Source organism: Paenarthrobacter sp. 22069 (assembly GCF_052046035.1).
GTDB lineage: Bacteria > Actinomycetota > Actinomycetes > Actinomycetales > Micrococcaceae > Arthrobacter.
This window is the reverse complement of the sequence record NZ_JBQEQF010000010.1, coordinates 123,846-148,755: the sequence shown is the minus strand read 5'-3', so window position 1 is coordinate 148,755 and position 24,910 is coordinate 123,846. Positions and strand designations below refer to the sequence as shown.

Annotated in this window: 25 protein-coding genes and 1 pseudogene; 9 read left to right on the top strand and 17 right to left on the bottom strand. The window is 66.1% G+C overall.

What is annotated here, in order from left to right:
- Positions 1-9 precede the first annotated feature (9 nt).
- Positions 10-1,566 (bottom strand): ABC transporter substrate-binding protein, encoded by a 1,557-nt coding sequence (locus ACTJK0_RS10420; RefSeq protein ID WP_440745093.1) that lies wholly within the window; start codon positions 1,564-1,566, stop codon positions 10-12.
- A gap of 220 nt (positions 1,567-1,786) precedes the next feature.
- On the opposite strand from ACTJK0_RS10420, the gene ACTJK0_RS10415 reads away from it, so the two are divergent.
- On the top strand, positions 1,787-3,046 hold the full coding sequence (locus ACTJK0_RS10415) for a glycoside hydrolase family 1 protein (protein ID WP_440745092.1): 1,260 nt from the start codon (positions 1,787-1,789) through the stop codon (positions 3,044-3,046).
- Between the two features lie 57 nt (positions 3,047-3,103).
- Here ACTJK0_RS10415 and ACTJK0_RS10410 read toward each other — a convergent pair whose 3' ends face one another.
- Positions 3,104-3,535 (bottom strand): universal stress protein, encoded by a 432-nt coding sequence (locus tag ACTJK0_RS10410; protein ID WP_110542421.1) that lies wholly within the window; start codon positions 3,533-3,535, stop codon positions 3,104-3,106.
- A 411-nt stretch (positions 3,536-3,946) separates the two neighbouring features.
- Positions 3,947-4,669: an ATP-binding cassette domain-containing protein gene (locus tag ACTJK0_RS10405; RefSeq protein WP_440745091.1), complete on the bottom strand. Its 723-nt coding sequence runs from the start codon at positions 4,667-4,669 to the stop codon at positions 3,947-3,949.
- Positions 4,670-4,773: 104 nt separating this feature from the next.
- Here ACTJK0_RS10405 and ACTJK0_RS10400 point away from each other — a divergent pair, with 104 nt between their 5' ends.
- Positions 4,774-5,079, top strand: coding sequence for a hypothetical protein (locus tag ACTJK0_RS10400; RefSeq protein WP_110542418.1), 306 nt, complete (start codon positions 4,774-4,776; stop codon positions 5,077-5,079).
- Here ACTJK0_RS10400 and ACTJK0_RS10395 read toward each other — a convergent pair.
- On the bottom strand, positions 5,064-5,813 hold the full coding sequence (locus ACTJK0_RS10395; protein WP_110542417.1) for a GAF and ANTAR domain-containing protein: 750 nt from the start codon (positions 5,811-5,813) through the stop codon (positions 5,064-5,066). The genes ACTJK0_RS10400 and ACTJK0_RS10395 overlap by 16 nt on opposite strands.
- A 102-nt stretch (positions 5,814-5,915) precedes the next feature.
- Between ACTJK0_RS10395 and ACTJK0_RS10390 the strand changes: the two genes are divergently transcribed.
- Positions 5,916-7,469 carry a carboxylesterase/lipase family protein gene (locus ACTJK0_RS10390; RefSeq protein WP_440745090.1) on the top strand — a complete coding sequence of 518 codons (1,554 nt, stop codon included), beginning with the start codon at positions 5,916-5,918 and terminating at the stop codon, positions 7,467-7,469.
- Here ACTJK0_RS10390 and ACTJK0_RS10385 read toward each other — a convergent pair.
- From ACTJK0_RS10385 to ACTJK0_RS10375, 3 genes are all read right to left on the bottom strand, one after another.
- On the bottom strand, positions 7,444-7,887 hold the full coding sequence (locus tag ACTJK0_RS10385; RefSeq protein ID WP_440745089.1) for an SRPBCC family protein: 444 nt from the start codon (positions 7,885-7,887) through the stop codon (positions 7,444-7,446). The two genes, ACTJK0_RS10390 and ACTJK0_RS10385, sit on opposite strands and share 26 nt — an antisense overlap.
- Before the next feature lie 93 nt (positions 7,888-7,980).
- Positions 7,981-9,627 (bottom strand): amidohydrolase, encoded by a 1,647-nt coding sequence (locus tag ACTJK0_RS10380; RefSeq protein WP_440745088.1) that lies wholly within the window; start codon positions 9,625-9,627, stop codon positions 7,981-7,983.
- A complete protein-coding gene (locus ACTJK0_RS10375; protein WP_440745087.1) occupies positions 9,620-11,074 on the bottom strand; it encodes an APC family permease in 1,455 nt (484 codons plus the stop codon). The genes ACTJK0_RS10380 and ACTJK0_RS10375 overlap by 8 nt, the downstream gene beginning before the upstream one ends.
- Positions 11,075-11,228: 154 nt before the next feature.
- Between ACTJK0_RS10375 and ACTJK0_RS10370 the strand changes: the two genes are divergently transcribed.
- Positions 11,229-11,837 (top strand): TetR/AcrR family transcriptional regulator, encoded by a 609-nt coding sequence (locus ACTJK0_RS10370; protein WP_440745086.1) that lies wholly within the window; start codon positions 11,229-11,231, stop codon positions 11,835-11,837.
- Between the two features lie 37 nt (positions 11,838-11,874).
- Here ACTJK0_RS10370 and ACTJK0_RS10365 read toward each other — a convergent pair whose 3' ends face one another.
- From ACTJK0_RS10365 to ACTJK0_RS10345, 5 genes are all read right to left on the bottom strand, one after another.
- Positions 11,875-12,123, bottom strand: a complete 249-nt coding sequence (locus tag ACTJK0_RS10365; protein ID WP_440745085.1) for a hypothetical protein — start codon at positions 12,121-12,123, stop codon at positions 11,875-11,877.
- Positions 12,124-12,143: 20 nt separating this feature from the next.
- Entirely contained in the window at positions 12,144-12,635 is a 492-nt protein-coding gene (locus ACTJK0_RS10360; RefSeq protein ID WP_440745084.1) for an RpiB/LacA/LacB family sugar-phosphate isomerase, read from the bottom strand.
- Positions 12,635-14,377, bottom strand: a complete 1,743-nt coding sequence (locus tag ACTJK0_RS10355) for a dihydroxyacetone kinase family protein (RefSeq protein ID WP_440745083.1) — start codon at positions 14,375-14,377, stop codon at positions 12,635-12,637. Before ACTJK0_RS10355 ends, ACTJK0_RS10360 begins: the two co-directional genes overlap by 1 nt.
- A 53-nt stretch (positions 14,378-14,430) precedes the next feature.
- Positions 14,431-15,204 (bottom strand): SDR family NAD(P)-dependent oxidoreductase, encoded by a 774-nt coding sequence (locus ACTJK0_RS10350; protein WP_440745082.1) that lies wholly within the window; start codon positions 15,202-15,204, stop codon positions 14,431-14,433.
- A gap of 90 nt (positions 15,205-15,294) precedes the next feature.
- On the bottom strand, positions 15,295-16,119 hold the full coding sequence (locus ACTJK0_RS10345) for a sugar phosphate isomerase/epimerase family protein (RefSeq protein ID WP_110542408.1): 825 nt from the start codon (positions 16,117-16,119) through the stop codon (positions 15,295-15,297).
- 185 nt (positions 16,120-16,304) lie between these two features.
- Here ACTJK0_RS10345 and ACTJK0_RS10340 point away from each other — a divergent pair, with 185 nt between their 5' ends.
- From ACTJK0_RS10340 to ACTJK0_RS10320, 5 genes are all read left to right on the top strand, one after another.
- Entirely contained in the window at positions 16,305-17,642 is a 1,338-nt protein-coding gene (locus ACTJK0_RS10340) for an MFS transporter (protein ID WP_110542407.1), read from the top strand.
- A gap of 36 nt (positions 17,643-17,678) precedes the next feature.
- Positions 17,679-18,590, top strand: a complete 912-nt coding sequence (locus tag ACTJK0_RS10335; RefSeq protein ID WP_440745081.1) for a transketolase — start codon at positions 17,679-17,681, stop codon at positions 18,588-18,590.
- Positions 18,587-19,606, top strand: coding sequence for a transketolase family protein (locus tag ACTJK0_RS10330; RefSeq protein ID WP_440745080.1), 1,020 nt, complete (start codon positions 18,587-18,589; stop codon positions 19,604-19,606). Before ACTJK0_RS10335 ends, ACTJK0_RS10330 begins: the two co-directional genes overlap by 4 nt.
- A gap of 115 nt (positions 19,607-19,721) precedes the next feature.
- On the top strand, positions 19,722-20,381 hold the full coding sequence (locus ACTJK0_RS10325; RefSeq protein WP_110542404.1) for a GntR family transcriptional regulator: 660 nt from the start codon (positions 19,722-19,724) through the stop codon (positions 20,379-20,381).
- Between the two features lie 93 nt (positions 20,382-20,474).
- Entirely contained in the window at positions 20,475-20,924 is a 450-nt protein-coding gene (locus ACTJK0_RS10320; protein ID WP_440745079.1) for a transferase, read from the top strand.
- Here ACTJK0_RS10320 and ACTJK0_RS10315 read toward each other — a convergent pair.
- From ACTJK0_RS10315 to ureE, 5 genes and pseudogenes are all read right to left on the bottom strand, one after another.
- Positions 20,921-21,946, bottom strand: a pseudogene (locus tag ACTJK0_RS10315) (HoxN/HupN/NixA family nickel/cobalt transporter). The gene ACTJK0_RS10320 and the pseudogene ACTJK0_RS10315 sit on opposite strands and share 4 nt — an antisense overlap.
- Entirely contained in the window at positions 21,947-22,780 is an 834-nt protein-coding gene (locus tag ACTJK0_RS10310) for an urease accessory protein UreD (protein WP_440745078.1), read from the bottom strand.
- Between the two features lie 167 nt (positions 22,781-22,947).
- Positions 22,948-23,562, bottom strand: coding sequence for an urease accessory protein UreG (gene ureG, locus ACTJK0_RS10305; protein WP_440745077.1), 615 nt, complete (start codon positions 23,560-23,562; stop codon positions 22,948-22,950).
- A 26-nt stretch (positions 23,563-23,588) separates the two neighbouring features.
- A complete protein-coding gene (locus ACTJK0_RS10300; protein ID WP_440745076.1) occupies positions 23,589-24,254 on the bottom strand; it encodes an urease accessory protein UreF in 666 nt (221 codons plus the stop codon).
- Between the two features lie 150 nt (positions 24,255-24,404).
- The gene (gene ureE / locus ACTJK0_RS10295) at positions 24,405-24,890 is read right to left on the bottom strand and encodes an urease accessory protein UreE (RefSeq protein ID WP_440745075.1); all 486 of its coding nucleotides are present in this window, start codon (positions 24,888-24,890) and stop codon (positions 24,405-24,407) included.
- Between the last annotated feature and the right edge of the window lie 20 nt (positions 24,891-24,910).

The following is a 24,910-nucleotide window of genomic DNA, read 5'->3' as shown; positions in this document are numbered from 1 at the left end:
GTGCGGGTGTTAGCTGGCCGGGGTGTAGGACGAGAGGAGCGGGTAGGCGTTGGTGCCGGCGAACTTCACCGGGGCCACCTTCTTGGTGTTGTAGCCCTGGTTGGTCAGGGCCTCGTAGAGCGGGATCATCCAGCCGGACTCCACCAGGCGGGTGTTCAGTTTGGTGGCGGCTGCCTTGACGGCGGCGTCGTCTTTGGCTGCGGCCAGTTCGCCGGTGGCGGCGCTGAGCTGGTCATCGGTGGCCTTCTGGACGTTGGTGAAGCCGTTGAGGATGGCGCCATACATCACGCCGACGGGGTTGTCCCAGTTCAGCGGTGCGTAGCCCAGGGGCGTGGTGGCGACGGCGGCGAACGCTTCGTCGGTGGAGGCCGCCATCTTCACGTTCATGGTGATGCCGACGGCGGCGAGGTCCTTTTGGACGGCCTGCAGGTCTGTCTGGGTCTGGGCGCCGGCGATGATGGTGAACTCGAAGCCGTTGGCGTAGCCGGCCTCGGCCAGCAGGCTCTTGGCCTTGTCCGGGTTGTACGCGAACTTGGTGTCAAGGTCCTTGGTGAAGCCTGCCGAATCCTTGGGGAGTGCATTCCAGGCCGGGATGTCGCCCTTGTGGAGCGCGTCCACCAGGGCCTGGCGGTTGATGGCGTACTGGATGGCCTGGCGGACCTTTTCCTGGGCGAACGCCGGGGCGGTCTTGCCGATCTTGTCGAAGGCGATCATGGTGTTGACGGTGCCTCCGATCTGGGTCACCCCGACGCCCTTCGACTTGGCGAAGTCCACCGTGTTCGAGGTCAGCATGGAAACGTCCGCCTGGCCGGAGACCAGGGCGTTGGCCCGGGCCTGGGGGTCCATCACCACGCTGAAGACAACCTTTTTGTAGGCGTATTTTGAGGCATCGGCGCTCTTGTCGTTCTTCACCATCACGTACTTGTTGCCCTTCACAGTGGAGGGGTCCAGGGTGTACGGGCCGGAACCGTCCGGGGTTGCCGCCAGGCTGGCGGTGTCCGTGACACCGTTCTTGCCCACAATCATCCCGGTGGTGGAGGCCAGGTTCTTTTCGAATCCCGGTTGCGGCTTGGCGAACGTCAGGGCCACCTGGGTGGGACTAACCACGTCCACCGAGGCGATTTCCTGCGCGCCGCCCTTGGCGACGGCCGAGTAGGCGCTCAGCGCGGGATCGGAGCGGCGGTCGAGGTTGGCCTTGACCAGTGCGGCGTCCAGCTTGGACCCATCCGTGAACGTGACGTCGTCCTTGAGGGTCAGCGTCAGGACGGTGTTGTCCGCGTTGTAGCTGAACTCCTTGGCCAGGCCGGGGCCTGCGGAGCCATCCCGCTGCAGGGTCATGAGGCTGTCGTAGAGGCCTTCGAAGAACTGGCGCTGAGCGGCGGAGACGCGCAGCGGGTCGTAGCCGAACGAGGCCGAGTCGCTGTCGACGGCCAGCGTGAGGCTGCTGGTGTCGGCCTTGGCGGAGGCCTGGCTGGATCCACCGCCGCAGGCGGCCAGCGAGCCGATCAGCAGGGCTCCGGTCAAGACGGCAGCGCTGCCGCGTGCAGTGGTGGTCAGGAGTTTCATGTGGTGCGCCTTCGCATTCTTCTATGACTGCAACGGAAAGAAATCAGTGGGGGCCGGAGGTACCCGGCTCCCTTCCAGAATCAGCCGGAGCTGCCTGCCCCAGACATGACAATGTCATTCATTGAAAAGGTATTGTGGCGGCGGTCACGCCGGCCGACAGGATGGAAGGGAAGGCAGCGAAGCCTGGGACGCCGAGCGCGTCCATCACGAAAGGAACCCCATGACCAACCCGTTCCCCCGCGACTTCCTCTGGGGCGTGGCCACCGCAGGCCACCAGGTGGAAGGCAACAACGTCAACAGCGATACCTGGTTCCTGGAGCACCTGCCCGGGACGATCTTCGCCGAGCCGTCCGGAGACGCCGTCGACCACTACCAGCGGTACAGGGAGGACATCGCGCTGATCGCCGGCCTGGGTTTCACTTCATACCGGTTCTCCATCGAGTGGGCCCGGGTCGAACCGGAGGAAGGCCACTTCTCCGTAGCCGAACTGGACCACTACAAGCGGGTCCTGGAGGCGTGCCGCGACCATGGTCTGACTCCCGTCGTCACCTTCCACCACTTCACGTCACCGTTATGGCTCCTGCGCACCGGCGGCTGGGAGTCCCCGGAGACCCCGGAACTCTTTGCGCGCTACTGCGAACGGGTCATGGGACACCTGGGTGAGCTGATCGGCGTCGCCTGCACCCTGAACGAGCCCAACCTTCCATGGCTGCTGGAATCGTTTGGCATCGGCGGCGAAGCGCCGGAAAACCGCGGAAACGTGCCCGTATGGGCCGCGGCCGCGCAGCGCCTGGGCGTTGATGCCGCCACCGTGGCCCCCTTCCAGTTCTGCTCCACAGAGGCGGGCTTTAACGTCAAGCTGGCCGCGCACCGGGCGGCAACTGCCGCGATCAAGGCGCACCGCCCGGAGCTGCAGGTGGGCTGGACCCTTGCCAACTCGGACATCCAGTCCGTCCCCGGCGGCGAGGAACTGGCGGCCCGGGTGCGCCGGGACGTCAACGAACGGTTCCTGGAGGCATCACGCGGCGACGACTTCGTGGGCATCCAAACCTACGGCCGGACCGTCTACGGTCCCGACGGCCATGCCCCGGCACCCGAGGGCGTGCCCACAAACCAGATGGGTGAGGAAATCTACCCGCAGGCCCTGGAGGCCACCATCCGCGAGGCCCACCGGATCGCCGGCATCCCGGTGATCGTCACCGAGAACGGACTGGCCACCGAGGATGACATCCAGCGCGTGGCCTACCTCAAGGCAGCGGTCGACGGCGTTGCCTCCTGCCTTGCCGACGGCATCGACGTGCGCGGCTACATCGCCTGGACGGCCTTCGACAACTTCGAGTGGATCTTCGGCTACCGGCCCAAGTTCGGCCTGATCGCCGTGGACCGCACCACCCAGGAGCGCACGCCGAAGGAAAGCGCGCACTGGCTGGGCAGCTTTGCCCGCGAGCAGGCACAGGCCGGGGCTGTACAACCGGCCTAACTGGACAGGAGATGCCCCGGACTTCCCTTGCGAGGTCCGGGGCATCGTCCTTGCCTGCTACTCCGGCTCCCGGATCACCAGGACCGGGCAGCGCGCGTGATGGATGGTCTGGTGGGACACCGACCCGAGCAGCATTCCGGTGAACCCGCCATGGCCGCGTGAGCCGACCACCACCATGTCCGCATCACGGGACGCATCAATGAGCGCCGAGGCCGGATTGCCTTCCACGATGCGCCCCGTAATGGCAGCACCGCGGTCCTTGACGCGTTCCAGCTCCGCCTCAAGGATGGCCTGGGCGTCTTTCTGGAAGATGTCATAGTCCCACGCGGTACCAAGGGCATCGCTGACGTAGGGGAAATTCCACGCCGTCAAAGCCTGGATTTCACCTGCGCGCAGCCTGGACTCCTCAACCGCCCAGTCCATCGCGGCCCGTGACTGGTCGGAACCGTCCACGCCCACCACTATCCGGAAAGTCCCGCTACCGGCCACAGTTCCTCGTTTCCTGGTCCGCCCTTGCGGTCACTGCTGGCCCTGCCCGGCGGGGGTACCCTGTGGCGGTACGGCTACGGTCGAATGCTCTGGCTGGGCTGCCCTGTGCGGGTTCCCCGCCTCCCTGGCACAGTGCATGCAGCAATAGATGCCTGCTTCGCTTTCCACGGGATGGCCCAGGATCCGGCAGCCGCAATGCTCGCAGGCAGGTGCCATCATATGGATCGCGCATTCGAAGCTGTCGAATGTGCCGCTCTGGTTCCCCATACTGACAGTGAACATCCGGCCCTCGCTGCTGCCGCAAACGTCACATCCGCCCATCGTCTCCGCCTCCTGTTGAAACGCCTGATCCCGACACTCAAGTTGACCGCCGGCGCCGATTAACTGCCTAGGGGCGAAGGTCCTTCGGGCCTAAATGTGGCGGAGATACCGTTCGGGTGAGTCCATGAAGCTCCGCCAGGCCGCGACGAGTTCCAGTTCCTCCCACGACCTGGCCCGCAGCCCCCAGGGCCCGACTTCAAGGATGGTGGCCCCGGGAAGCGCCGCCAATAAAGGGGAATGGGTGGACATCAGCACCTGCGATTTCCCGTCTGCCAGGCGTTCCTTGAGGACGGACAGAAGGCCCAGGCAGCCGGAAAAGGACAGCGCGGATTCCGGTTCGTCCAGTACCCACAGGCCGGGTCCGTTGAACCGGTCGGCTGCCAGTTGCAGGAAGGATTCGCCGTGGGACATGTCATGGAAGGGGATGTCCGGACTTGAGGTGCTGGGGTTGTCTTCCAGGTACGTGTAGAAGCGGTGCATGGTTTCAGCCCGGAGGAAGTAGCCGCGGCGGGTGGCTCCCGCGTTCCGGATGAGCTGCAGGTGGTCGCCAAGAATGGATTCGGTGCGCCGGGTGACGTGGCGGGCACCTGTGGACCCGCCCTCGGGAGACAGTCCATAAGCGAGGGCCACGGCTTCCACCAGGGTCGATTTTCCCGAGCCGTTCTCGCCTACCAGGATGGTGGCCGGGCCCAGGTCCAGGCCCTGGTCGAGGACCTGCGAAACCGGCGGCAGGACCGCCGGCCACCGTGAGCGGTCCAGCATGTTTCCAGGGTCTTCTCCCAGCCGCCGGACCGGGTATGCGCTCAGGGCCATGGCTCCATCCTCCCAGCAGGAATTTATCCGCGCGGTTCCCATCCACCCGGTGTTCCGCTCCGAATCGCAACTGTACGAGTCCACGACGAGCCTGGGAGGGCACGATGGATAGCCTGGACCAGCAGGCCCTCACTGCTGCTGTCATCAAGGAACACGGGCTGGACCTCGCGCAGCTGTGGATGGAATTTGTCGCACTGGGCGGGGATGCCTCCGAGCAACTCCTCCGGGACTACTGCGCCGGCGAGGCCACCCTGTCGCCCAAGGAGCGGGATGCCCTGGCCCAGGCGGTGAACGAACATTGCGCCACCGAGGGCCTTCCACTGCGCGCCCCGCTCAGCGACTCCGACCTGGTCCATTTGCAGCCGGAACAGCGTGACCCTGACTGCAAGGGGCCTTACTCGTCAAAGTAGGTAAATGTGTCCGCGGCACCGGCCACCGATTCCACCACGGCGGCAGCAACCTCGCGGAGCTTCATGTTCCTGCTGTTGGAGGCGTCGCGCAGCAGCTTGAATGCGGCAGCCTGGCTGCACCGGTTCTGTGCCATGATGGCGCCTGTTGCCAGATCGATCACCGTGCGCGTCTGCATGGCCGCGCTCATGCCTTCCTTGGTCTCCTCAAGCTTCAGCATGCGCAACGCAAGTTTCAGTCCTTTGGAAGCCTGCCGAACAAACGCCTCGGCCATGGTGATCCCGCCACCGCCGACGTCAACAGGCTGCGGGCAGTAGAAAGTCAACACACCCCGTGCGTCCTCCTCAAGCACCGCCGGGATGCTCAGCACCGAAAGGAATCCCTGCCTCCGTGCAGCCCCGACGTACTCCGGCCAGCGCTGCTCCCGCCGCAGGTCCGGAACCAGGACAGTGCCGGCCGTCCGCATGGCCATCAGTCCCGGGCCGTCCCCGTATTTGGACTCCAGCTCGGCCATTCGCAGGCCGGGGTTGCTGCCGGCCGTCGCAGCCGGCTTCTTGGGCCGCAGCACGGTGATTTGGCAGCAGCACGGATGGTCTGGGGAGCCGAGCCTGGACGCTGCATATATTGCGAGGTTTTGAAGGAACGCCTCGGCCTCCGGATTCTGCAGGAACGACTCCTGGAGATGGAGGGCAACGTCTGCGAAGTCCCCGTATTCGGGGACGCCGGGATTGTGCACCGGTCTTACCTCCCGGACATTGGTTAAAAGCCACAACATTGCGGCCGCCCACTGCCGAACGGTGATGCCAGCCTACCTGTGCGGAAGCCTTAGTCTGGCAACATGACGCGCCTCTCCACCCCAGCCGGGTCCCTGCACGGGACTTCCCTGCAGGCCGAAGGGACAACGGTCCACCGTTTCCTGGGTATTCCCTACGCGGCATCGGTGTCGGGAACCAACCGGTTCCGCCCGCCCGCACCGGTTCAACCCTGGGGCGGGGTGCTGGACTGCACCGTCCCCGGACCTGCAGCACCCCAGGATCCCGAGTCGCACGCCCCGCCCGGCACTCTGCCGCGCACCTGGAGCGAGGAGGGCTGCCTCAACCTCAATATCTGGACGCCGGGGATGGATGGTCCGGCCAGGCCGGTGATGGTCTGGATTCATGGCGGCGCCTACCTCATGGGCGCCAACAGTGACGGCATGTACGACGGCGCCCGCCTCGCCGCGGCGGCTGGTGCGGTGGTGGTTGCCCTCAATTACCGGCTTGGCGCTTTGGGCTTCCTTCATCTGGCAGAACTGCTGGGCCCGGAGTTCGCGGACTCATCGAACCTTGCCCTGCTTGACCAACTGGAGGCACTGCGCTGGATCCGGCGCAATATCCTGGCGTTCGGCGGCGACCCGGAGAACGTGACTGTTTTCGGTGAGTCCGCAGGCGCCGCAGCCGTTGGCACCCTGCTGGGGATGCCGGCGTCGGAAGGCCTCTTCCGCCGGGCCATCATGCAAAGCGGCACCGCCGAACGCTGCCGCCGTCCGCAGGACTCGGCACGCGTCACGTCGCTGTTCCTTGAGCTGTGTGGCTTGGCGCCGTCCTCCGCCGCCGAACTGCTCACGCTTCCGGTGGAGCGGCTGCTGGCAGCCCAGCAGGACCTTGAGCAGCGTTTCGCCGCTGAATCCTTCGCGGTGCCGCTGCCGTTCCAGCCGACGTCCGGCACACCGTCACTTCCCGCGCCGCCGCTGGAAAGTATCCGCAACGGTCTCAACGGCGGGGTGGACCTGCTGATCGGGACCAACCTCAATGAGGGTTCATTCGCCGTCGAAATGCGTCCGGCCGTTGCCGGTGATCCGGACTTGCCGGAGCGCGCCGCGGCAACCCTTGCCGGCAGCGGAGTGCCGGAGGCAGCGGCCTCCGGCTACACCGAAGCATTGGCCCGGGTGATGGGCCGGGAAGCGACGGGGAAGGAACTGCTCGAGGCCTCGATCGCGGACTCCCTGTACCGCCAGCCGAGCAACCGCCTGCTGGATGCCAGGAGCCTCGCTGCCCGCAACGGAGCCGCCGGAAGGAACTTCGCCTACCTCTTCACCTGGCGCAGCCCGGCCACGGGCGGGAAGCTGGGTGCCTGCCATGCGCTGGAGATCCCGTTCGTCTTCCGGCATCTGGACACACCGGAGGCTGCGTTCCTCACCAGGGGCCGCGCTCCCCAGGCGCTGGGCGAGACCATGAGCGGCGCCTGGGCGTCTTTTGCGCGCAGCGGACAGCCGCTGCCGCCGGCATGGCCGGAATACGGCGCGGAGCGGAGCACCATGGTCCTCGACGAGGACGTCCGGGTGGAAGCCGACCCGCGCCGCTGGATCCGGGAGTTTTTCGCCTCCGTCAGCCCGCTGCTGCCAGCTGGTTAAGCTTGTCGCGGATCCCGTTCAGCGCGGGATCCCGCAGGGAATTGAAGGCCGGCTTCAGGAGCGGCTGGATGACCTTGGCCGGCCCGTGGATGCTGAACTCGGCCGTGTACTTCACCACCGAACCTGTCCCGTTGGGGCTGACATCGATGGAATCGAACGAGGTTACAGTCTTGTTCTCGCCGCGCAGCTTGATGTGGTTGGCGGTCAGCTCGATGACTTCGTATTCCAGGGACTGGCGCTTGCCCCTGAACTCGGACTCGGCATGGTACCGGTGGCCCACAGCCACAGGGCCCGGGGTGAGCTTATCCATGACAGGGGTGTTCGGATCCCACTCGCTGGTGTTCTCGAACGCGCTCATGAAGGCGAAGGCCTTCTCTGCGGACAGGTTGGTTTCCACACTTCCGGTGACTGTGATCATCGTCCCAGTCTAGGAAGGGGTCCGTGGGAAGCCCAGCCCCGAAAAAGGGGCCGGGCCACGCCGGGGCGTCACTAGCGTCCGTGGCCAATACAGCTAGCGGGTGACGCCGACGGCAAGATGCTGCAGCTGCCCGTCCACGACAGTGGCCAGGACCTGCCCTCGCGCAAGGTCGTCCGGCGCCGCGGCCAGCGGGTCAAGGTCCAAAATCGTGAAGTCGGCCCGCTTGCCCACGGCCACAGACCCCGCCTCCGCCCACTCCCCCGCTGCTTTGGCGGCATGGGAGGTGTAGCCTTCCAGCGCCTGGCGGGCGCTGAGTGCCTGGCCGGGGGCAATCGGCTGCTCTTCGGTATGGCCGGACCGCCGCCGCAGCTGGGCGTCCGCGAGGATCGGCAAGGGTTCAAACGGTGCCACCGGCCAGTCCGAACCAAGCGCGAGTGTCACGCCCGCGGACCGGAGGTCCGCGCACCGCCAGCCGCGGTCCGCTCGCTCTTTGCCCAATCGGGTTGACCAGTTGTCGGTCTGGTCTGCGCGGGAGTAATGGGTGCAATGGCTGGGTTGCATGCTGGCGATCAGGCCCGTCCTTGCGAACCTCGCGATGATCCCGTCCGGAACCGTTTCAATATGCTCGATCCTGTGCGGTGCCCGGGCCACGTCCGCCGGAAGGTCCTCGAAAGCCGCCACCACGGCGGCCACGCCGGCGTCCCCGATGGCATGGGTGGCGGTGGGGATGCCCCGTTCTGCAAAGAACCTGGCAGCCCGGGCGTACTCCTCCGGTCGCGGCCAAAAGGGCGTAACGGACTGGCCGTGGCTATCGGGCTCAAAGAGCCACGCCGTGCCGTTATCAATGGTCCCGTCCACGAACAGCTTGATCCCGGCCACTTCCCATCGGGAGCCGCGAACATTTTCCACCTGCCCGGCAAGCCGCTGCCAGTCATCGTCCCCGCTGCCCGGCATGCACCACGGCGACACCCGCACCCGGACCGGCAGTCCCCTCCCGGCCGCGGCCAGGTCTCTTTCGAGGGCAGCAAGGAGCTCCAAGGTTCCTTCTCCACAGTCCATGACATGGATGCCCGTCAGCCCCGCCCGGGAGAACGACTCGAAGACTTCGCCCAGCCGCTCCTTCCGTTCCTGGAAGGTCTCTGACGGCATGAGCGCCAGGACCAGGTCCAGTGCGGCGGCCTCCAGCAGGAGCCCGGTGGGCCTGCCCGTGCCGTCGCAGACCACTTCTGCCGCCTGGTCGAAGTGCCGTGGTCCTGTGATCCCGGCCAGTTCCAGCGCTGCCGTGCTGGCCAGGGCTGAATGGGCATCGAACAGGCGGATCAGCGCAGGCCTGCCGGCCACGACGTCGTCGATCAGCTCGCGGTGGGGTGGAACAGCCCCGAACGCGTTGGGATCAAGCCCCCACCCGCGGACCCAGCCGTCCGGCGGGGTGGCCTCCGCCTCCGCCCGCAGCAGTGCGCGGACGGCGGCGAGGTCGGTGATGCCGGAGAGGTCGCAGCCGCGCGTCATGTCCAGGCCCATGACGGGATGGACGTGGCAGTCCATCAGGCCTGGAGTGAGGACGGCGTCGCCAAAATCGATAACTTCGGATCCATCCCAGGAGCTGGCCTCTTCCCGCGTTCCGATGGCCTGGATGCGTCCGTCGCGTACCGCTACGGCCTGCGCGGCGGGGCTGTGCGTTTCGTCCATGGCGTGGACCGTTCCGGCCAGGATGATCAGGTCCGGTTTGATGTCATTCATGGGTTTCAAAGCTTCCAATTCGGTCGAAGGTGGCAGGACGACGGCGGCGCACCCACCGGGCGGCGAGCAGGCCGGCGGCGAACACCACGGGCGTCACCAGGATCAGGATGGTGTTGGTCAGCGGGTCGGCAGCGGTGAGGAGTTCAATGTTCACCGCTATGAGCAGGACGACGCCGAAAAGGAGGACGGCGGAAACGAGGCTGAGCGGGGCAAGGAGTTTGTTGCGGGCAGCGGAAGGGTTCCGGCGCAGGTAGAGGAACGCGGCCACGGACACCAGCCCCTGCAGTCCAACGATGCCGAAGATGCCCGGCGTATTCACCCAGATCAGGAGCTGCTGGTACGGGTCCGCGTTGAGGATGGCGCAGATGGTGATGACCACGGCCGCCAACAGGGTCTGCAGCTGTCCGGCGCGGTGCGGCGAGTGGAACCGGTGGTGCGTTTGGCCCAGGAATGCGGGCAGGATCCCGTCCTTAGCCAGCATGTAGACATAGCGGTTGATCGCGTTATGGAACGCCAGTTGTGATGCGTAGACGCTAGTGACGATCAGGACGTACATGGCAGTTTCGGCCCAGGGTCCCACGTATTGCCCGATGGTCTGGAAGAACATCCCGCCGGACAGCTCCCCGGCAGCTTCCACCACCTGGTCGTCGCCGAAGGCCTGAATGACCGCCCACACGATAAAGGCATAGAACACGGACATGAAGCCCACTGCGATGTACATGGCCCGCGGAACGGACTTATCCGGGTCACGGGCTTCGGACCGGTACAGCACGGTGGATTCGAACCCCATGAAGGCGGCGAAGCAGATTCCCAGGATGGCCAGGACACCGGGTCCAAAGGCCTGCTCCGGGCTGAAGGATCCCATGCTGATGCCGTGCGCGCCGCCGTTTCCCAGGATGCCCGCGCCCATCACGCCGAGGATGCCGGTCTCTGCGACCAAGAGCACGCCCAGGACCTTGGCGCCGACGTCGATGCCCCGGTACCCGAGGAACCAGACGGCCGCGACGGCGGTAAGGGCGACCGCGGGCCATGGCACGTCGAGTCCGAAGAGGACCCGCAGCATGTCGTGCGTCTGGACGGCGAAGAGACCGTAGACGCCGATCTGCAGGCAGTTGTAGGAGATGATCGCGAGGATGGCTGAAGCCAGCCCGACGGTCTTTCCCAAAGAAATCGAGATGTAGGTGTAGAAGCCGCCGGAAGCCTTCACGTGGCGCGTCATTGCCATGAAGCCGATGGCGAAGAGGGTCAGGACGATGCCGGCCAGGAGGTAACCGGCCGGGGCGCCGATGCCCGCGACTCCGATCGCCACCGGGGCTACGCCTGCCATCACTGTCAGGGGTGCCGCGGCCGAGATTACCAGGAAGGCGATGCCTCCGGTGCCCAGCGCATTGCGTTTGAGGGTGCCGTCCGGGGAGGGCGGTTTTGGTCGGGTTTTGGTAGCAGGCATTACGTGGTCCTTTCCTGGGAGCCCACTTAAACGAAAGGCTTTCGTTTAGTATGGGACCAAGTGGTCCAGAGCACAATAGGTTTCCGGTGAAGGCGATAAGGTTTCCGGCAGTTAGGCTGGAGCCGATGTCCAAGAGCTGCAGTCAGGAGAACCGATGGGCCGCCCGCCCCTCCCGTTGATTTCCGTGGAGGCCCTCACCTCCGCTGCACTCGAACTGGTGGACCAGACCGGTGATTTCAGCTTTCCCAAGCTCGCCAAAAGGATTGGCGTCAGCCAGTCCTCCATCTACAACCACGTCAGCGGCCGGGACGAGATCCTGGAACTGCTGAGGCACCGGATTATTACCGAGGAACCATATTCCCCGGTTGACCATCAGGACTGGGAAGCGGCCCTGCGGGTCCTTATCCGCGCGTACAGGGATGCTTTCGCCCGCCATCCGCGGCTGGCACCCCTCATGGTGCTGCAGTCCATCACCGACCCGGACGTGATCGGGCTGTACGAGGATCTCGCGCTTGCGCTGGAGGCGGCGGGCTTCAGGGGCCGGGACATTGTGTCGGCGATTTCGACAATTGACAGCTTTGCGTTGGGCGCAGCACTCGACCTTGCCGCCCCGGAGGTTGTCTGGGATCCGCCGGCTGACGGTTATCCTGCACTGAAACGTGCGTTGAGCTTTTCGGGGCCGCCATCGGAACGCGGCGATCATGCCTTCGACTTTGGGCTGGACGTCATTATTGCCGGGCTGCGGGCGAAGCTGGCCTCCTGACCTGCAGCCCCGCCGGAATGGTTCCCGAAGAGCGGCGCTACCGCAGGGCGGCAGCCATTTTGTAGCAGAGTTGCCCCGCCAGCATCCGCGGCTGGATCCATGCCTGGTACCCCTCGTCGGCGGTGAACAGCTCCCTGTGGCCGGCGGCGTCGGCGGCCAGCCACAGGGCGGCCGGGTTTCGCATGGCGTCATCCACCACGCCGGCCCGGACCAGGGTGGAGTTCCGGCGGATCTCCACAGGAACTCCGATCAGCCGGGTCCAGTCGGAAGAGGGGTAGGGCTTCATGGCATTCCCCGGGGGTTCGGCTAGCAGGACTCGAAGTCGGTGAGGACCTTCACTTTGCCGGCGGATGCCGACGACGGATCGAACGTGTAGCCGATCCACTCCTTCGCCAGCCGCCGGGCCAGCTCGATCCCCACGACGCGCTGGCCCATGGTGAGCACCTGGCAGTCGTTGGAGAGGATGGAGCGCTCAACCGAGAACGAGTCGTGCGCTGCGGTGGCGCGGATGCCTTCCACCTTGTTCGCGGCGATGGCCACGCCGATGCCCGTGCCGCAGAAGAGAATGGCCCGGTCGGCCCGGCCGTCACGGATCATCTCGCCGGCCGCAATGCCCACGTAGGGGTAGGGCCGGGTGAAGTCGTCCGCGGCGTCGGCCCGGTTGACGCCGATGTCGATGACCTCGCTGACGCGGGGGTCGTTGCGGAGGTCCGCGAGGACCTTGTCCTTGTAATCAACGCCGGCTTCATCCGCGCCGACAATGAGCCGCAGCCCCATAGCGTGTCCTTCCGTCGTCATTATTTCGCTCCTACCTGCGCAGAGGTGCTGGTGGTGAAATGCGGCCCCACCACGGCGAAGACCATGGCAAGGGACGTGGCCCCGGGGTCGGCGGTGCCCAGGCTCTTCTCGGCCAGTGGGCGTGCGCGGCCCTTCAGGGGCAGCAGATCGGCGGTTGCCTCCGCCGCGGCTGCCGCTTCGCGGGCAGCGTCTTGCCAGGCCAGGCCTGGCTCGGCACCGTCAGCCACCGCGCGGCTGAATGTTGAAGCGAACGGCAGCAGCGCGTCCACCATGGTCTTGTCGCCGATCTCGGCCTTGCCCAGCTGGACAATCCGGTCCGCGAACGCCGTCACGGCGGCCGCAAGGGCGCCAGCCTCAGGTGCGGAGGAGTTGCCTACCGTCTCGCCCAAGGCCCGCAGTCCTGCTCCCCACAGCACACCGGAGGTGCCCCCGGCCTTGTCTGCCCAGGCATCTCCGGCCGCAGCAAGGACATCTCCCGCGCCTGCACCTTCGGTGAAGGCGGCAGAAGCTGCTGCGGCTGCCGCATCCACGCCGCGGACCATGCCGCGGCCGTGGTCACCATCGCCGGCGATGGCGTCCATCCGGCCAAGCCGTTCCTCCGCCCGGTGCAGGGAGGATTTCGCGGCATCAATGGCGTCAACGCACGCGGCCGCATACTCGCGGGAGGCCTCCGTGGCGACGAACGCTGCTGCGGCCGCACCGCCGTCGGCCGCTTCTTCCCCGGCGGAAGTTCCCGCCTGGCTAACGACAGCACCGCGCCGGTAGGAGGGCGTCTCCGCGGGGGCAACCCACAGCGGTTCCAGTTCCTCATCCAGCCAGGTGATGGTTAGCGACACGCCGGCCATGTCCAGGCTGGTGACCAGTTCGCCCACCTCAGGCAAGACCAGGGTGTAGCCGGCCGCGCGAAGCAGTGGCGCCACCGTCCCCCAGAGGACGAAGAGTTCCTCGTGCTTGGTGGAGCCGAGGCCGTTAAGGATGACGGCGATCCGCTTGCCGGCGTTGGCAGGGGTCTCGGAGAGCACCCGGGCCACCAGTTCCCGGCCCAGCTCCTTGGCGGACGGCAGGTCCGTGTCATGGAGCCCGGGCTCGCCATGGATGCCAAGGCCCAGGCCCATCTGCCCCTCCGGAAGGGTGAACAGCGGGGACTCGGCACCGGGGAACGTGCAGCCGGCGAACGCGCTGCCGATGGTGCGGGTCAGGTCGTTGGCCTTGCGGCCCAGGCGGACCACCTCGGCCAGGTCGGCGCCGTTCTCGGCGGCGGCCCCCATCACTTTGAAGACGGTGAAGTCACCGGCGATCCCGCGGCGCTTTCCGGATTCCGACGGCGGCGCGCTGGCGATGTCGTCCGTCACCAGGACGTTCTCCGCGGCAATGCCCTCGGCGGCCAGGCGTTCGCTGGCCATGCCGAAGTTCATCACGTCGCCGGCGTAGTTGCCGTAGGTGAAGACGACGCCGGCACCGGACTCTGCGGCCTTGGCCACCGAGTAGGCCTGCTGGGCGGAGGGCGAGGTGAAGATGTTGCCCACCACCGCGCCGTCGGCGAAACCGGTGCCGATAACGCCGGCGAACGCCGGGTAGTGTCCGGAGCCACCGCCGGCCAGGACGGCAACCTTGGGCTGCGCAGGCCGGTAGCGGCGGACGGCGCCGCCCGGGACCTGGCGGACCAGGTCCGAGTGGACGTCGCAGAAGCCTGCCAGGGCCTCCTCGGCGAACTCTGAGGGGTCGTTGAAGATTTTGGTCATGGTGGGTTCTCCGGCGTCCGGGCGCTGTCAGTACTGGGGGCTGTCAGGGGCTGCTAGTGGATGTGGCTGCCGCCGTTGATGTCGATGGTGGTGCCGGTGAGGTAGGCCGAGTCCTCGGAGGAGAGGAAAGCGATTACGGAGGCCACTTCCTCGGTGGTGGCGTTGCGGCCCAGCGGGATGCCGGCGTTGATGGCCGCCTCCTGCTCCTCGGTGCTGCCGACGCGGATGTTGGTGTCCACGGCACCCGGGGTGATGGCGTTGACGGTGACGCCGGTGGTGCCCAGCTCGCGGGCCAGGGCCTTGGTGAAGCCCAGGATGGCTGCCTTTGCGGCGGAGTAGGGGACCTTGCCGAAGACGCCGCCGCCGCGTTGGGCGGAGACCGAGGACATGTTGACGATCCGGCCCCAGCCGTTGGCGATCATGTCCGGCAGGAAGGCCTTGGTCACCAGGTAGGTGCCGGTGGCGTTGACGTCCATGACTTTGTGCCACAGCTCAAGGGTGGTTTCCAGGAACGGGATCGGCGAGGTGATGCCGGCGATGTTGGCCAGGGCTCCGACGGGCGGGAGGTTGCCGGCGGCCACTTCGGCGGCGACGGCGGCCTGGGCGGCCGTGACGGAGGCTTCGTTGGCGACGTCGATCTCGTGGCCGAAGGCGGGGACGTTGAACTCGTTGCCGAGTTCGGCGGCGACCTTGGCCGACTTCTCGCCGTCGAGGTCCAGGATGACGATGCCCCAGCCGTCATGGGCGTAGCGGCGGGCGGTGGTGATGCCGATGCCGCGGTCGGAGGTGGCTCCAGTGAGGACGGCGGTGCGCTGGATGGTGGTCATGATGGTGCTCCTTGAATTGTTTTAGTGGATCGATTGCTCCGTAACGGCCCTTATGAGGCGTCAAAACGACGTTTACGGAGCAATGGATGGTTAGAGAAGGTCGGTGATGAAGCTTGCTGCCTTGGCGGCGGCGGCCGGGCGTTCGTCGTTGGTGACATCCCGGGTTTCCAGTTCGAGCGAGAAGTGGCCGGTGTAGCCGTCGGCGGCGAGCCGCTTCAGGCCGCCGGCGAAGTCGGCGTCCCCGTTGCCGATGCTGAGGTTGATGTTCCCCGGCACGGCGTCGCGGAGGTGGACGTGACTGATCCGGCCCTGGTGCCGGTCCAGGTAGGCCTGGATGTCCTCGCCGGAGGCCACGATGTGGCTGAAGTCCATGACGATTCCGACGCCGGATCCTGCCAGCCGGTCCGCAAGCAGTCCCGCGCGTTCCAGGTTCCAGCAGAAGCGCAGGAAGTGCAGTGACTCGGTCCAAATTTCGACGCCGAACCCGGCAGCGCGCTGGGTGGCACCGCTGAGCTGGGCGGCGATGAGGTCGAGGTCTTCCTCGAGGCTCCGGACCGGTTCGTGGTCCAGGGCGCCGCAGGGAAGCACCAGTGCCTTCGCCCCGATGTTGGCGGTAAGGGTGAGCAGGGCGTCGAGGTGGCGCTGCCGCGCTGCCTGCGCATCGCCGTCGAGCACCTTGTTGAGGTCCCCAATGTCGCCATTTACAGAACGCACCCGCAGACCGGAGGCGTTGACCTCGGCCGACACGGCGGCGACGGCCGCGGTATCCAGTTCGTAGGGAACGTGGTCGCAGACGCCGGGCAAGGCGCCGAGGTCGATTTCGTCGAAGCCAAGGCCCTTCATGGTGCGCAGCGCACTGGCCAGGTCCTGGTGCCGGAAGCTGATGGATGAGCATCCGAGTCTGGAGTGGAACATCATTGATCCTCTGGTTCGCGCCGGTCTGTAGTGATGGGCACCACAGTACAGGCGTTAACTGTCAACAGTCAACCCTGGAGGTCGACTGTTGACAGTGACGATGATGTAGGTCACACTTGGACTCATCAGTTGTTAACAGTCGACAGCGGCCTTCTTTTGCAGCCGCTCTTCGAAAGGGAACCACCATGAGCAAAGATGCTCTGACCATGCGCGGTCCGGTCCACGGCACCAAGGACGCCAGGCGCGTCGCCATCGGATCCGGCGTGGGGGCCGTCATCGAGACCTATGACTTCATCGGCTTCGGCACCGCTGCTGCGCTGTACTTCGGCACGGCATTCTTCCCCGGGAGCGATCCCGTCACGGGCACCCTCGCCTCCTTCGCCACCCTGGGCGTCGGCTTCGCTGCCCGCCCCCTGGGCGGCATCATCGGCGGGCACCTCGGCGACAAAGTAGGCCGTAAACCAGTCCTGGTCTCCTCGCTCATCCTGATGGGCCTGGCCACCTTCGCCATTGGCCTGCTCCCCACGTACGCAGCGGTCGGCCTCCTCGCCCCCGCACTCCTCGTCTTCGTCCGCATCGTCCAGGGCCTCGCCTTCGGTGCGGAATGGGGCGGTGCCATCCTGATGAGCTACGAGCACGCGCCATGGAAGGCCAAGGGCAAGTACACCGGCATCGTCCAGGCCGGCTTCCCGGTGGGCCTGCTGCTGGCCAACCTGACCTTCCTGGCGAGCTCCGGCCTTGGCGGTGAGCTGGCCTGGCGCATCCCCTTCCTGGCCAGCATCGTACTGGTCATCGTGGGCCTGATTATCCGCTCCAAGGTTCCCGAGTCCCCCGTCTTCGACGAGGTCAAGGACAGCGGCACCATCGTCAAGGCTCCCATTGTCGAGGTCATCAAGACGGACTGGCGCAACATCGTCAAGGGCATCGGCCTCCGCATCGCCGAGACCGCCGGTTACGCCGTTTCCATCACGTACATGATTTCCTACATCAACAGCCAGCACCTCGCGGACAAGACCCAGACCCTGGTCGCCCTTTGCATCGCGTCCGCCATCGGCATTTTCGCCACCCAGGCCTGGGCCGCCCTGACGGACCGCATCGGCCGGCGCCCGCTGTACGTCTGGTCCACCGCCTTCGCAGCCCTGTTCGCCATCCCGATGTTCCTGCTGGTCAACACCGGCCTGTTCATCGCCATCATCCTTACCATCGTGATCTCCTACGCGGTCTGCCAGAACTCCCTCGCCGGCGCCCAGGGTGCCTGGTTCCCGGAACTCTTCCAGGCCAAGACCCGCGCCTCCGGTGCCAGCCTCGCGTACCAGATCTCCGCCATGGTGTCCGGCTTCACCCCGTTCATCACCACCCTCCTGTTCGTCAGCTTCGGCTGGATGGGTCCGGCCCTGCTCTTCGGCGCCTATGCCCTGATCGGCCTCTGGGCCGCCGTCGCCACCCGGGAAACCTGGGGCAAGCGGGAACGCGAACTGGCTGACGAGGCCACCAAAAGCACCCCGAACACCGTCAACGCCTGAATGACCAGCACGCACAAAACGACCACGGAGACCGTAATGCCTACAGATACAGTCCAGGACGCCACCCCGCAGGGACAAACGCTGCAGAATGTGGTGACTCCGGAACGGCTGGAGAAGATCACCGCCGCCGCGTACCGCATCCGGCACCACGCCCTCAACATGGGCGAGGTCCAGGGCCAGGGGTATGTAGGCCAGGCCCTGGGCGCGGCCGACATGCTCGCCACCGTCTACGGGGACCAGCTGCGGTACCGTGCCGAGGACCCGCACTGGGAAGCCCGCGACCGGTTCCTGCTCTCCACCGGCCACTACGCAATCGGCCACTACGCGGCCCTTGCCGAAGCCGGAATCGTCCCGGTGGAGGAACTGGAAACCTACGGGTCGGATGACTCCCGGCTGCCGATGTCCGGGATGTCCACCTACACCCCCGGCATGGAAATCTCCGGCGGCTCGCTGGGGCACGGCCTGACCATCGCCGTCGGAATGGCACTGGGACTGCGCTACCAGGGGTCCTCCGCCAGGGTCTTCAACTTCCTGTCCGACGGCGAACTGGACGAGGGCTCCACCTGGGAAGCCGCCATGGGCGCGCACCACCACCAGCTGGGCAACCTCACCGCCATGGTGGACATCAACGCCCTGCAGGCCGACGGCAAGACGGACACCGTCCTGCGTACTGAACCGGTCACCGAAAAGTGGGAATCGTTCGGTTGGTACACCCAGCGCGTGGACGGGAACGACGTCGCCGCCCTGCTCGCAGCGTTCGACAACGCAGCCGCCCAGGCCGCCGCCGTCGGACGTCCCTCCGTCATCCTGTGCGACACCAAGGTGGGCCGCGGTGTTCCACTGCTGGAAAACCGCGAAAAGGCGCACTTCATGCGCATCGAAGAAAACGAATGGCAGATCTGCCGCGAGCAACTCACTGCCAGCTACGAAGGAAAGGCTTCAGCATGAGCACCACCACCGAGGCCCCAAACACCACGGCCGCCGTGAAGCCGAAGCTGAAGACCTCGGCGATGATCGCATCGTTCGCCGATCCCGGCCAGAAGACCTCCTCCGCACCGTTCGGGCACGCACTGGTCAAGGCCGCGCAGGAGAACGACAGGATCGTTGGCCTGACCGCGGACCTGGGCAAGTACACGGACATGCACATCTTCGCCAAGGCCTTCCCGGAGCGGTTCTTCCAGATGGGCATGGCCGAGCAGCTGCTCTTCGGCGCCGCCGCGGGCCTGGCCGAGTCCGGCCTGGTGCCGTTCGCCTCCACCTATTCGGTGTTCGCCGCCCGCCGCGCCTACGACTTCCTCTGCCTGGACGCTGCGGAACCGAATCTAAACGTCAACATCGTGGGTGGCCTGCCCGGACTCACCACCGGCTACGGCCCCAGCCACCAGGCCACCGAGGACATGGCGATCTTCCGCGGCATGCCCAACCTGACCATCGTTGACCCGTGCGACTCGATCGACATCGAACAGGCCGTCCCGCAACTGGCCGCCTCCGACGGCCCCACCTACCTGCGCCTGCTTCGCGGCAACGTGCCCACGGTCCTGGATGAGTACGACTACACCTTCGAACTCGGCAAGGCCAAGGTCCTGCGCGGCGGCAACGACGTCGTCTTCATCTCCTCCGGCCTGATGACCATGCGGGCCCTCCAGGCGGCCAAGGCGCTGGCGGAACACAAGGTGGACGTCGCCGTCGTGCACACCCCAACCATCAAGCCGTTCGACGCCGAGACCGTCCTCAAGGAGGTCAACACGGACCGCTTGGCCGTCACGCTGGAAAACCACTCCGTGGTGGGCGGCCTGTTCGAAACCGTTGCCTCCGCCGTCGTCACCGCCGGCGTGGGCAAGCGGGTGGTGCCCGTGGCACTGCCGGACCAGTTCCTGGACGCCGGCGCCCTGCCCACGCTGCACGACCGTTACGGCCTGGCTGTGGACCGCATCGTGGCCAAGGTCCTGGCCGAACTGGGCTAGGCAGTAACCAATGCAAAAGCACGGCACCGGTCCTAAGCCGGCGCCGTGCTTTCTGCCGTAGTATCGAAATCACTACCGACTGTAAACAGTCGACTTATGACATTGAGGACAAGCCATGGCCGGATTGACCGCCCCGCTGCTGGGACTGGAAAAGAAAAGCCTGCGCGAGCAGGCGCTCTCGGCGCTGAGGACCGCCATCACCAGCGGAGAACTGGAGCCGGGACGGCACCTGGTGGAAACAGAACTGTCCGAGATGCTCCAGATCAGTCGCGGCACCCTGCGCGAAGCCCTGCGGCAGCTGGAACAGGAAGGCTTGCTGTCCGCCGGGCCCCGCGGACGGCTCTCCGTCCGGCACCTGGACGAGAAGGAAATCCGGGACATTTACGCCGTGCGCGCCGCCCTGGAATCGCTCGCAGCCCGGACGCTGTGCGAGCTGCCGGACCGGCAGCACGTCACCGAATCCCTGCACGCGGCCGTTGACGCCATGAGCGCGGCCACCAGCGGCAGCCTCGAGGAACGGATCGAATCCGACCTGGAGTTCCACCGCACGCTTTGCCGGCTCACCGGCAACGAAACGCTGCTCCACTCCTGGGAATCGCTGGAGGGCTCCATCCGGATGTCCATCATGTTCGCAGGGCTGGAAAAGGGCGTGAGCAACATGAGCGTGGACCGCCATAAGGACATCGTGGCCGCCATCGACACCGGCGACTCCTCGCTTGCCCGGAAGACCATCCTGGAACACATGGACACCGCCGCCGCGAACCTGGTGGCCTAGCTTCCCTCGCCGGACGCCGTTTGGGAATCCCTGCGCGCTCCCGGCCGTTAACTTACTGCGCGGTAAATAACCGCGGCGTTAACGAGGGATGGTATGACCGCAAAGTTTGTGTCATTTGAGGACGACGCCGGCAAGGTCACCCGGTATGCCCGCCACGACAACGGCGGTGGGCTGATCGCCCCGGGAGCCATGGTGGCGGACAGCGCCAGGATCGGCCCCATGACCTACATCGAGCACGGTGCCAGGGTGGGTGCAGGGTGCCGTATCGGCCACGGCAGCTGGATTGACCGGGACGCGATCATCGGAGACCGGACCGTGATCGGCGACGGCGTACGCATTGGCCGGGGCACAGTAATCGGCCACCGCGTCAACATCGGCAGCCACTCAAGGATCGGCTCGAGCGTCCTGATTGAGCACGGCGCCCACCTTGACACCGACAGCACTGTGCCCGACGGCAGCGAAGTGCTTGCCGGTGCGCACTCACGCCTTGCGCCGGCACGTCACCGGCAGCACCGGAAAACCAAGGGCGGGATCGCGGCCTAAGTCACCCTGCTTTCCGCTGCGGCAGCGCCCCAGACGGCCAGCAGCAACGCCACCAGCAGCAGGCCGGCGTCGCCCAGGTCGATCGATCAAAGCCAAGCCGTCACCGGATCATGCAGGCCGAATGCGGCATGAATGAAGCCGGCCAAAGTAATCACGGCAATGAACAGGGCCGAGACCGCCGAGATGCCCGTCACCACAGCATTGAAGCCGAGCTTCCGCCGCGGGTCGGCCAGTGCCGAGCGGTACATCCGCATCATCGCCATGCCGTTCACCGAATCACACAGCGTCATCGCGGCTGCGAAGGCGAGCGGGAGGGCGAGCAGGGCGAACGGGGGCACCCCGGCCAGCGACGCCGCCGTCGTCATCATCAGCAGCCCGATGGTGGTGGCGGTATCGAAACCCAGCCCAAAGAGGAAGCCGATCACGTAGATGTTCCGGGGCCGGCGCACCCTGGCGAGGGGTTCGGCCAGCAGGCGCGCCACCAGTCCCTGCGGTTCCAGGTCGCGGGGATCAATGGCTGCTCCGGACCGGGAGCGCCAGAAGGCAGCGGCCGAGCGGGTGAAGGCCGAGCCGTTGAACAGCCCCATGGCCAGCAGGAACAGCCCGGATACACCGCTGCCGATCAGCCCCAGCAACATATTGCCGGCCGTACCGTCCTCCATCAGGCCGCCAACCATGGACGAACCGGCGATCACCAGCACCCCGGCGAGTGTCACCACCGAGCTGTGGCCCAGGCTGAACGCGAAGCCCACGCTCACCGGATGTTGCCGCTGTGCCACGAACTTCCGGGTGGAGTTGTCGATGGCGGTCAGATGGTCCCAGTCGTAGCTGTGCTTGACCCCGGCAAGGTAGGCGGTGAGGACAAGTCCCCAGGAGAGCGCCCCGCCGCCCACGGCGTTCCCGGCGAGGAGAAGGACGACGGCGGCAGCGTGCAGCGCGGCCACGGCACCAAAGGTGACGAGCGCCCGGGTCCGGAGCGGCAGCGAGTCCCGGTCCCGGTACAGTGCAGCGATGCTGGTCACTTAATGCTTCCTCAGGTTCAGTGGTCCCTGCCCGAACCACCGGTGCCGCAGCAGGTCAGTGCAGGATCGAAGCAGGCGGTTCAGTTCATCGGTGCTGTTGGAGAGGCTCCGCAGCACCAGCCCGGTGGTCCCCGAAACAGTGCGGGTCAGCGAGATGCCGGTCAGGGCGTGGTGGTCAGCGGTCAGCAGGTGCAGTTCGTCGGCGAGCGCCTGGTCCACCCGGGGATCCACCACCACCAGCGATCCGAGGTGGCTGTAGCCTTCCATGAAGCCAAGGCCGGTGACGTCACCAAGCGGCGGCCGGATCAGCAGGTTGTCCAGTGCCAGGAGCTGCGGGTCACTGCCAGCGGCATCGACCCAGACCTCGTTCCGCAACCGGACCTCCTCATAGCGGAAAGCAGCCCCGTCCGGGGACCAGCCCGGGGTGACCACCTCGGCCATGACCAGCGATGACGAGGGCCGCAGGGTCACGGACGTCCTCTGCCGATAGCTTGCTTCCCGGTAGGCGATGAGCTGGTCCGGCCTGAGTTCCAACCGGGCCCCCTCCCCCAGCCGCACAGACATCCGCTGCTCCGCAAACGACCCGGGAGTCCGGTAGACCTTGGTCGCAGATTGGGTGGCCAACAGGAGGGAGGCAGAGTCCCCCACCTCCACATCAATGAGAAAGAGATCGGCCCCAAGATAAGCCCCACCAGGATTCACGACGACATAACAAACCTGCCCGGAGTCATCGAGGTAATACGGCCGGAGCACCCGAAGTGCCCCCTCGTGGAACTGATGCAAGGCAACCGACCGGCCACCCCGGGAACTGACGCCCAGCTCAAGCCGCCCCATCGGTGACTTGTCAGCGCGAGCGGAGCCGGGGATAGGGGGCCGCGGCGTGGCGGGCACCGCGGAGCGGGCACGGCCCCCTATCCTTGGCGAAGCGCCGGAAGCGACCCCACCTGCGGGCGCTGGCCCCGGCGAGGTGCCTGCTTGAGGTGACCCAACCGCCGTCGTACTCATGCCAGGTCGAGCATCAGGACGTCGTGCCGGATCCAGTCGATGACCTTGTCGAGCCCTTCGTCGGTTTTCAGGTTGGTGAAGCAGAACGGTTTGTTGCCGCGGAATTCTTTGGAGTCCCGTTCCATGACGGCGAGGTCTGCCCCGACGTGGGGTGCGAGGTCGGTTTTGTTGATGATGAAGAGGTCGGACTTGATCATGCCCTGGCCGGCTTTGCGGGGGATTTTCTCGCCCTGGGCCACGTCGATGATGTAGACGGAGAAGTCCACCAGTTCGGGGCTGAAGGTGGCGGAGAGGTTGTCGCCGCCGGATTCGACGAAGATGACCTGCAGGTCGGGGTGCCGGGCTTTGAGTTCCTCGATGGCGGCGGTGTTCATCGAGGTGTCCTCGCGGATGGCGGTGTGCGGGCAGCCGCCGGTTTCGACGCCGATGATCCGGTCCACGGGCAATACGCCGTTGGCGGCGAGGATTTTGGCGTCCTCGATGGTGTAGATGTCGTTGGTGATGGCGGCCATGGAGATGTCGCCGCTCATGTGCCGGGTGAGCCGCTCCACGAGCTGGGTTTTGCCGGCGCCGACGGGGCCGCCGATGCCGATTTTGATGGGTTCAGTCATGGTTTCCTCCTAGGTCACGAGCACGGTCAGCTCATGAACATCCGGGCACGCTGGCGTTCGTGCCGCATTTGCGAAATTTCCAGTCCGGGGCTGACGGCGCCGAGGTCGTCCGGCGTCAGGTGCGCGATCCGGTCGACGGCGGCAGCGACGTCGTCGTGTGCCTTCCGCAGCACCCGCTGCCCGGCGTTCTGGCCGAGCGGGATGGCGCGGACGGCGTTCTGCGTGAGGGACGTGACGGTGGCGAAGAGGTAGGCGGCGAGCGCCTCCTGCAGTGGAACGCCTAGGGAGCGGGCGACGACGGCGAATGCCAGCGGCTGGTGGCCGGCGGCGCGGCCCGTGGCCACCAGGTCCCGGTACAGTTCCAGCGCAGGCGAAGGAAACACCTCCCCACCAATCTCCAGCAGCCGGCCGCCCATCTTCACACTGGCCTCCCGAACCTGCCGCGGCAACAGAGAGGCAGTAAGCAACGCATCGAGCTCCGCAAGTTCAGCGCCCTCATAGAACAGCCGAACAGCAAGCCCATCGGAGTAAGTCAGCTGCTGGCCGACGAAGGCACCGAGCCAGAGCCCGAAAGACCCTTCATCAAAAACGAGCTCCCGATCGATGTACGTTTCAAACCCAAAAGAGTGAGCAAAAGCCCCGGTAGGAAGAGCAGAGTCAGTGAGCTGCTGAAGAGCAAGCTGGTAACTCATAACCGCGCTCCCAAGGCGACGGACGCGCCCAATCCGGCGGAGGTGGGTGATAGGGGCCGCGGCGTGGCGGGCACCGCGAAGCGGGCACGGCCCCTATCACCCGCCGAAGCCCCCGCGCCTTCCCCAGCCGACGCAGCCGAAGGCGTTGAATTAGTGACTGTGTTCAGCATGGCGGAAGGGCACAGGCATGACGCGTTCCTGGCGGGTGTAGGGCACGGCGTTGTGGCGGAGGTAGTCCTCGACGGTGTGATCGTAGGCGCACACCATGACCTCTGCCTCGTATTCCGAGGATGCGTCGAAGAACTGTGCCTGGAGGTGCCGGTTGCCGAGGGAGTGTGCGGTGACGCCCATTTCGTGGATGGTCCGCGGCGCGATGACCAGGACGTCGGTGGGCAGGACGGACACCACGATCATGTTGGTTTCTTCGACGTGGAGGATGTCGCCGTCGCGGAGGTCTCCTGACCCGGCGGGGAGGCGGATGCCGATTTCCTTGCCGTGGTCGGTGGTGGCGCGCTGGATGCGTTTGACCAGGGAGGTGCTGGGCAGGACGACTTTTTCGCGGTGCAGGCCGGCGTAGGCGGCGAGGTCTGCGTCGGGCAGGTCGTGGAGGTTGCCGAGGATCCGTTCGATGATCACGTGGTTTCTTTCTGGGTGTG

Coding starts and splice junctions, on each gene's coding strand:
- ACTJK0_RS10420 (WP_440745093.1), bottom strand. CDS start 1,566: ATGAAACTCCTGACCACCACTGCACGCGGCAGCGCTGCCGTCTTGACC.
- ACTJK0_RS10415 (WP_440745092.1), top strand. CDS start 1,787: ATGACCAACCCGTTCCCCCGCGACTTCCTCTGGGGCGTGGCCACCGCA.
- ACTJK0_RS10405 (WP_440745091.1), bottom strand. CDS start 4,669: ATGGCCCTGAGCGCATACCCGGTCCGGCGGCTGGGAGAAGACCCTGGA.
- ACTJK0_RS10400 (WP_110542418.1), top strand. CDS start 4,774: ATGGATAGCCTGGACCAGCAGGCCCTCACTGCTGCTGTCATCAAGGAA.
- ACTJK0_RS10390 (WP_440745090.1), top strand. CDS start 5,916: ATGACGCGCCTCTCCACCCCAGCCGGGTCCCTGCACGGGACTTCCCTG.
- ACTJK0_RS10385 (WP_440745089.1), bottom strand. CDS start 7,887: ATGATCACAGTCACCGGAAGTGTGGAAACCAACCTGTCCGCAGAGAAG.
- ACTJK0_RS10380 (WP_440745088.1), bottom strand. CDS start 9,627: ATGAATGACATCAAACCGGACCTGATCATCCTGGCCGGAACGGTCCAC.
- ACTJK0_RS10375 (WP_440745087.1), bottom strand. CDS start 11,074: ATGCCTGCTACCAAAACCCGACCAAAACCGCCCTCCCCGGACGGCACC.
- ACTJK0_RS10370 (WP_440745086.1), top strand. CDS start 11,229: ATGGGCCGCCCGCCCCTCCCGTTGATTTCCGTGGAGGCCCTCACCTCC.
- ACTJK0_RS10365 (WP_440745085.1), bottom strand. CDS start 12,123: ATGAAGCCCTACCCCTCTTCCGACTGGACCCGGCTGATCGGAGTTCCT.
- ACTJK0_RS10360 (WP_440745084.1), bottom strand. CDS start 12,635: ATGACGACGGAAGGACACGCTATGGGGCTGCGGCTCATTGTCGGCGCG.
- ACTJK0_RS10355 (WP_440745083.1), bottom strand. CDS start 14,377: ATGACCAAAATCTTCAACGACCCCTCAGAGTTCGCCGAGGAGGCCCTG.
- ACTJK0_RS10350 (WP_440745082.1), bottom strand. CDS start 15,204: ATGACCACCATCCAGCGCACCGCCGTCCTCACTGGAGCCACCTCCGAC.
- ACTJK0_RS10345 (WP_110542408.1), bottom strand. CDS start 16,119: ATGTTCCACTCCAGACTCGGATGCTCATCCATCAGCTTCCGGCACCAG.
- ACTJK0_RS10340 (WP_110542407.1), top strand. CDS start 16,305: ATGAGCAAAGATGCTCTGACCATGCGCGGTCCGGTCCACGGCACCAAG.
- ACTJK0_RS10335 (WP_440745081.1), top strand. CDS start 17,679: ATGCCTACAGATACAGTCCAGGACGCCACCCCGCAGGGACAAACGCTG.
- ACTJK0_RS10330 (WP_440745080.1), top strand. CDS start 18,587: ATGAGCACCACCACCGAGGCCCCAAACACCACGGCCGCCGTGAAGCCG.
- ACTJK0_RS10325 (WP_110542404.1), top strand. CDS start 19,722: ATGGCCGGATTGACCGCCCCGCTGCTGGGACTGGAAAAGAAAAGCCTG.
- ACTJK0_RS10320 (WP_440745079.1), top strand. CDS start 20,475: ATGACCGCAAAGTTTGTGTCATTTGAGGACGACGCCGGCAAGGTCACC.
- ACTJK0_RS10310 (WP_440745078.1), bottom strand. CDS start 22,780: ATGGGGCGGCTTGAGCTGGGCGTCAGTTCCCGGGGTGGCCGGTCGGTT.
- ureG (WP_440745077.1), bottom strand. CDS start 23,562: ATGACTGAACCCATCAAAATCGGCATCGGCGGCCCCGTCGGCGCCGGC.
- ACTJK0_RS10300 (WP_440745076.1), bottom strand. CDS start 24,254: ATGAGTTACCAGCTTGCTCTTCAGCAGCTCACTGACTCTGCTCTTCCT.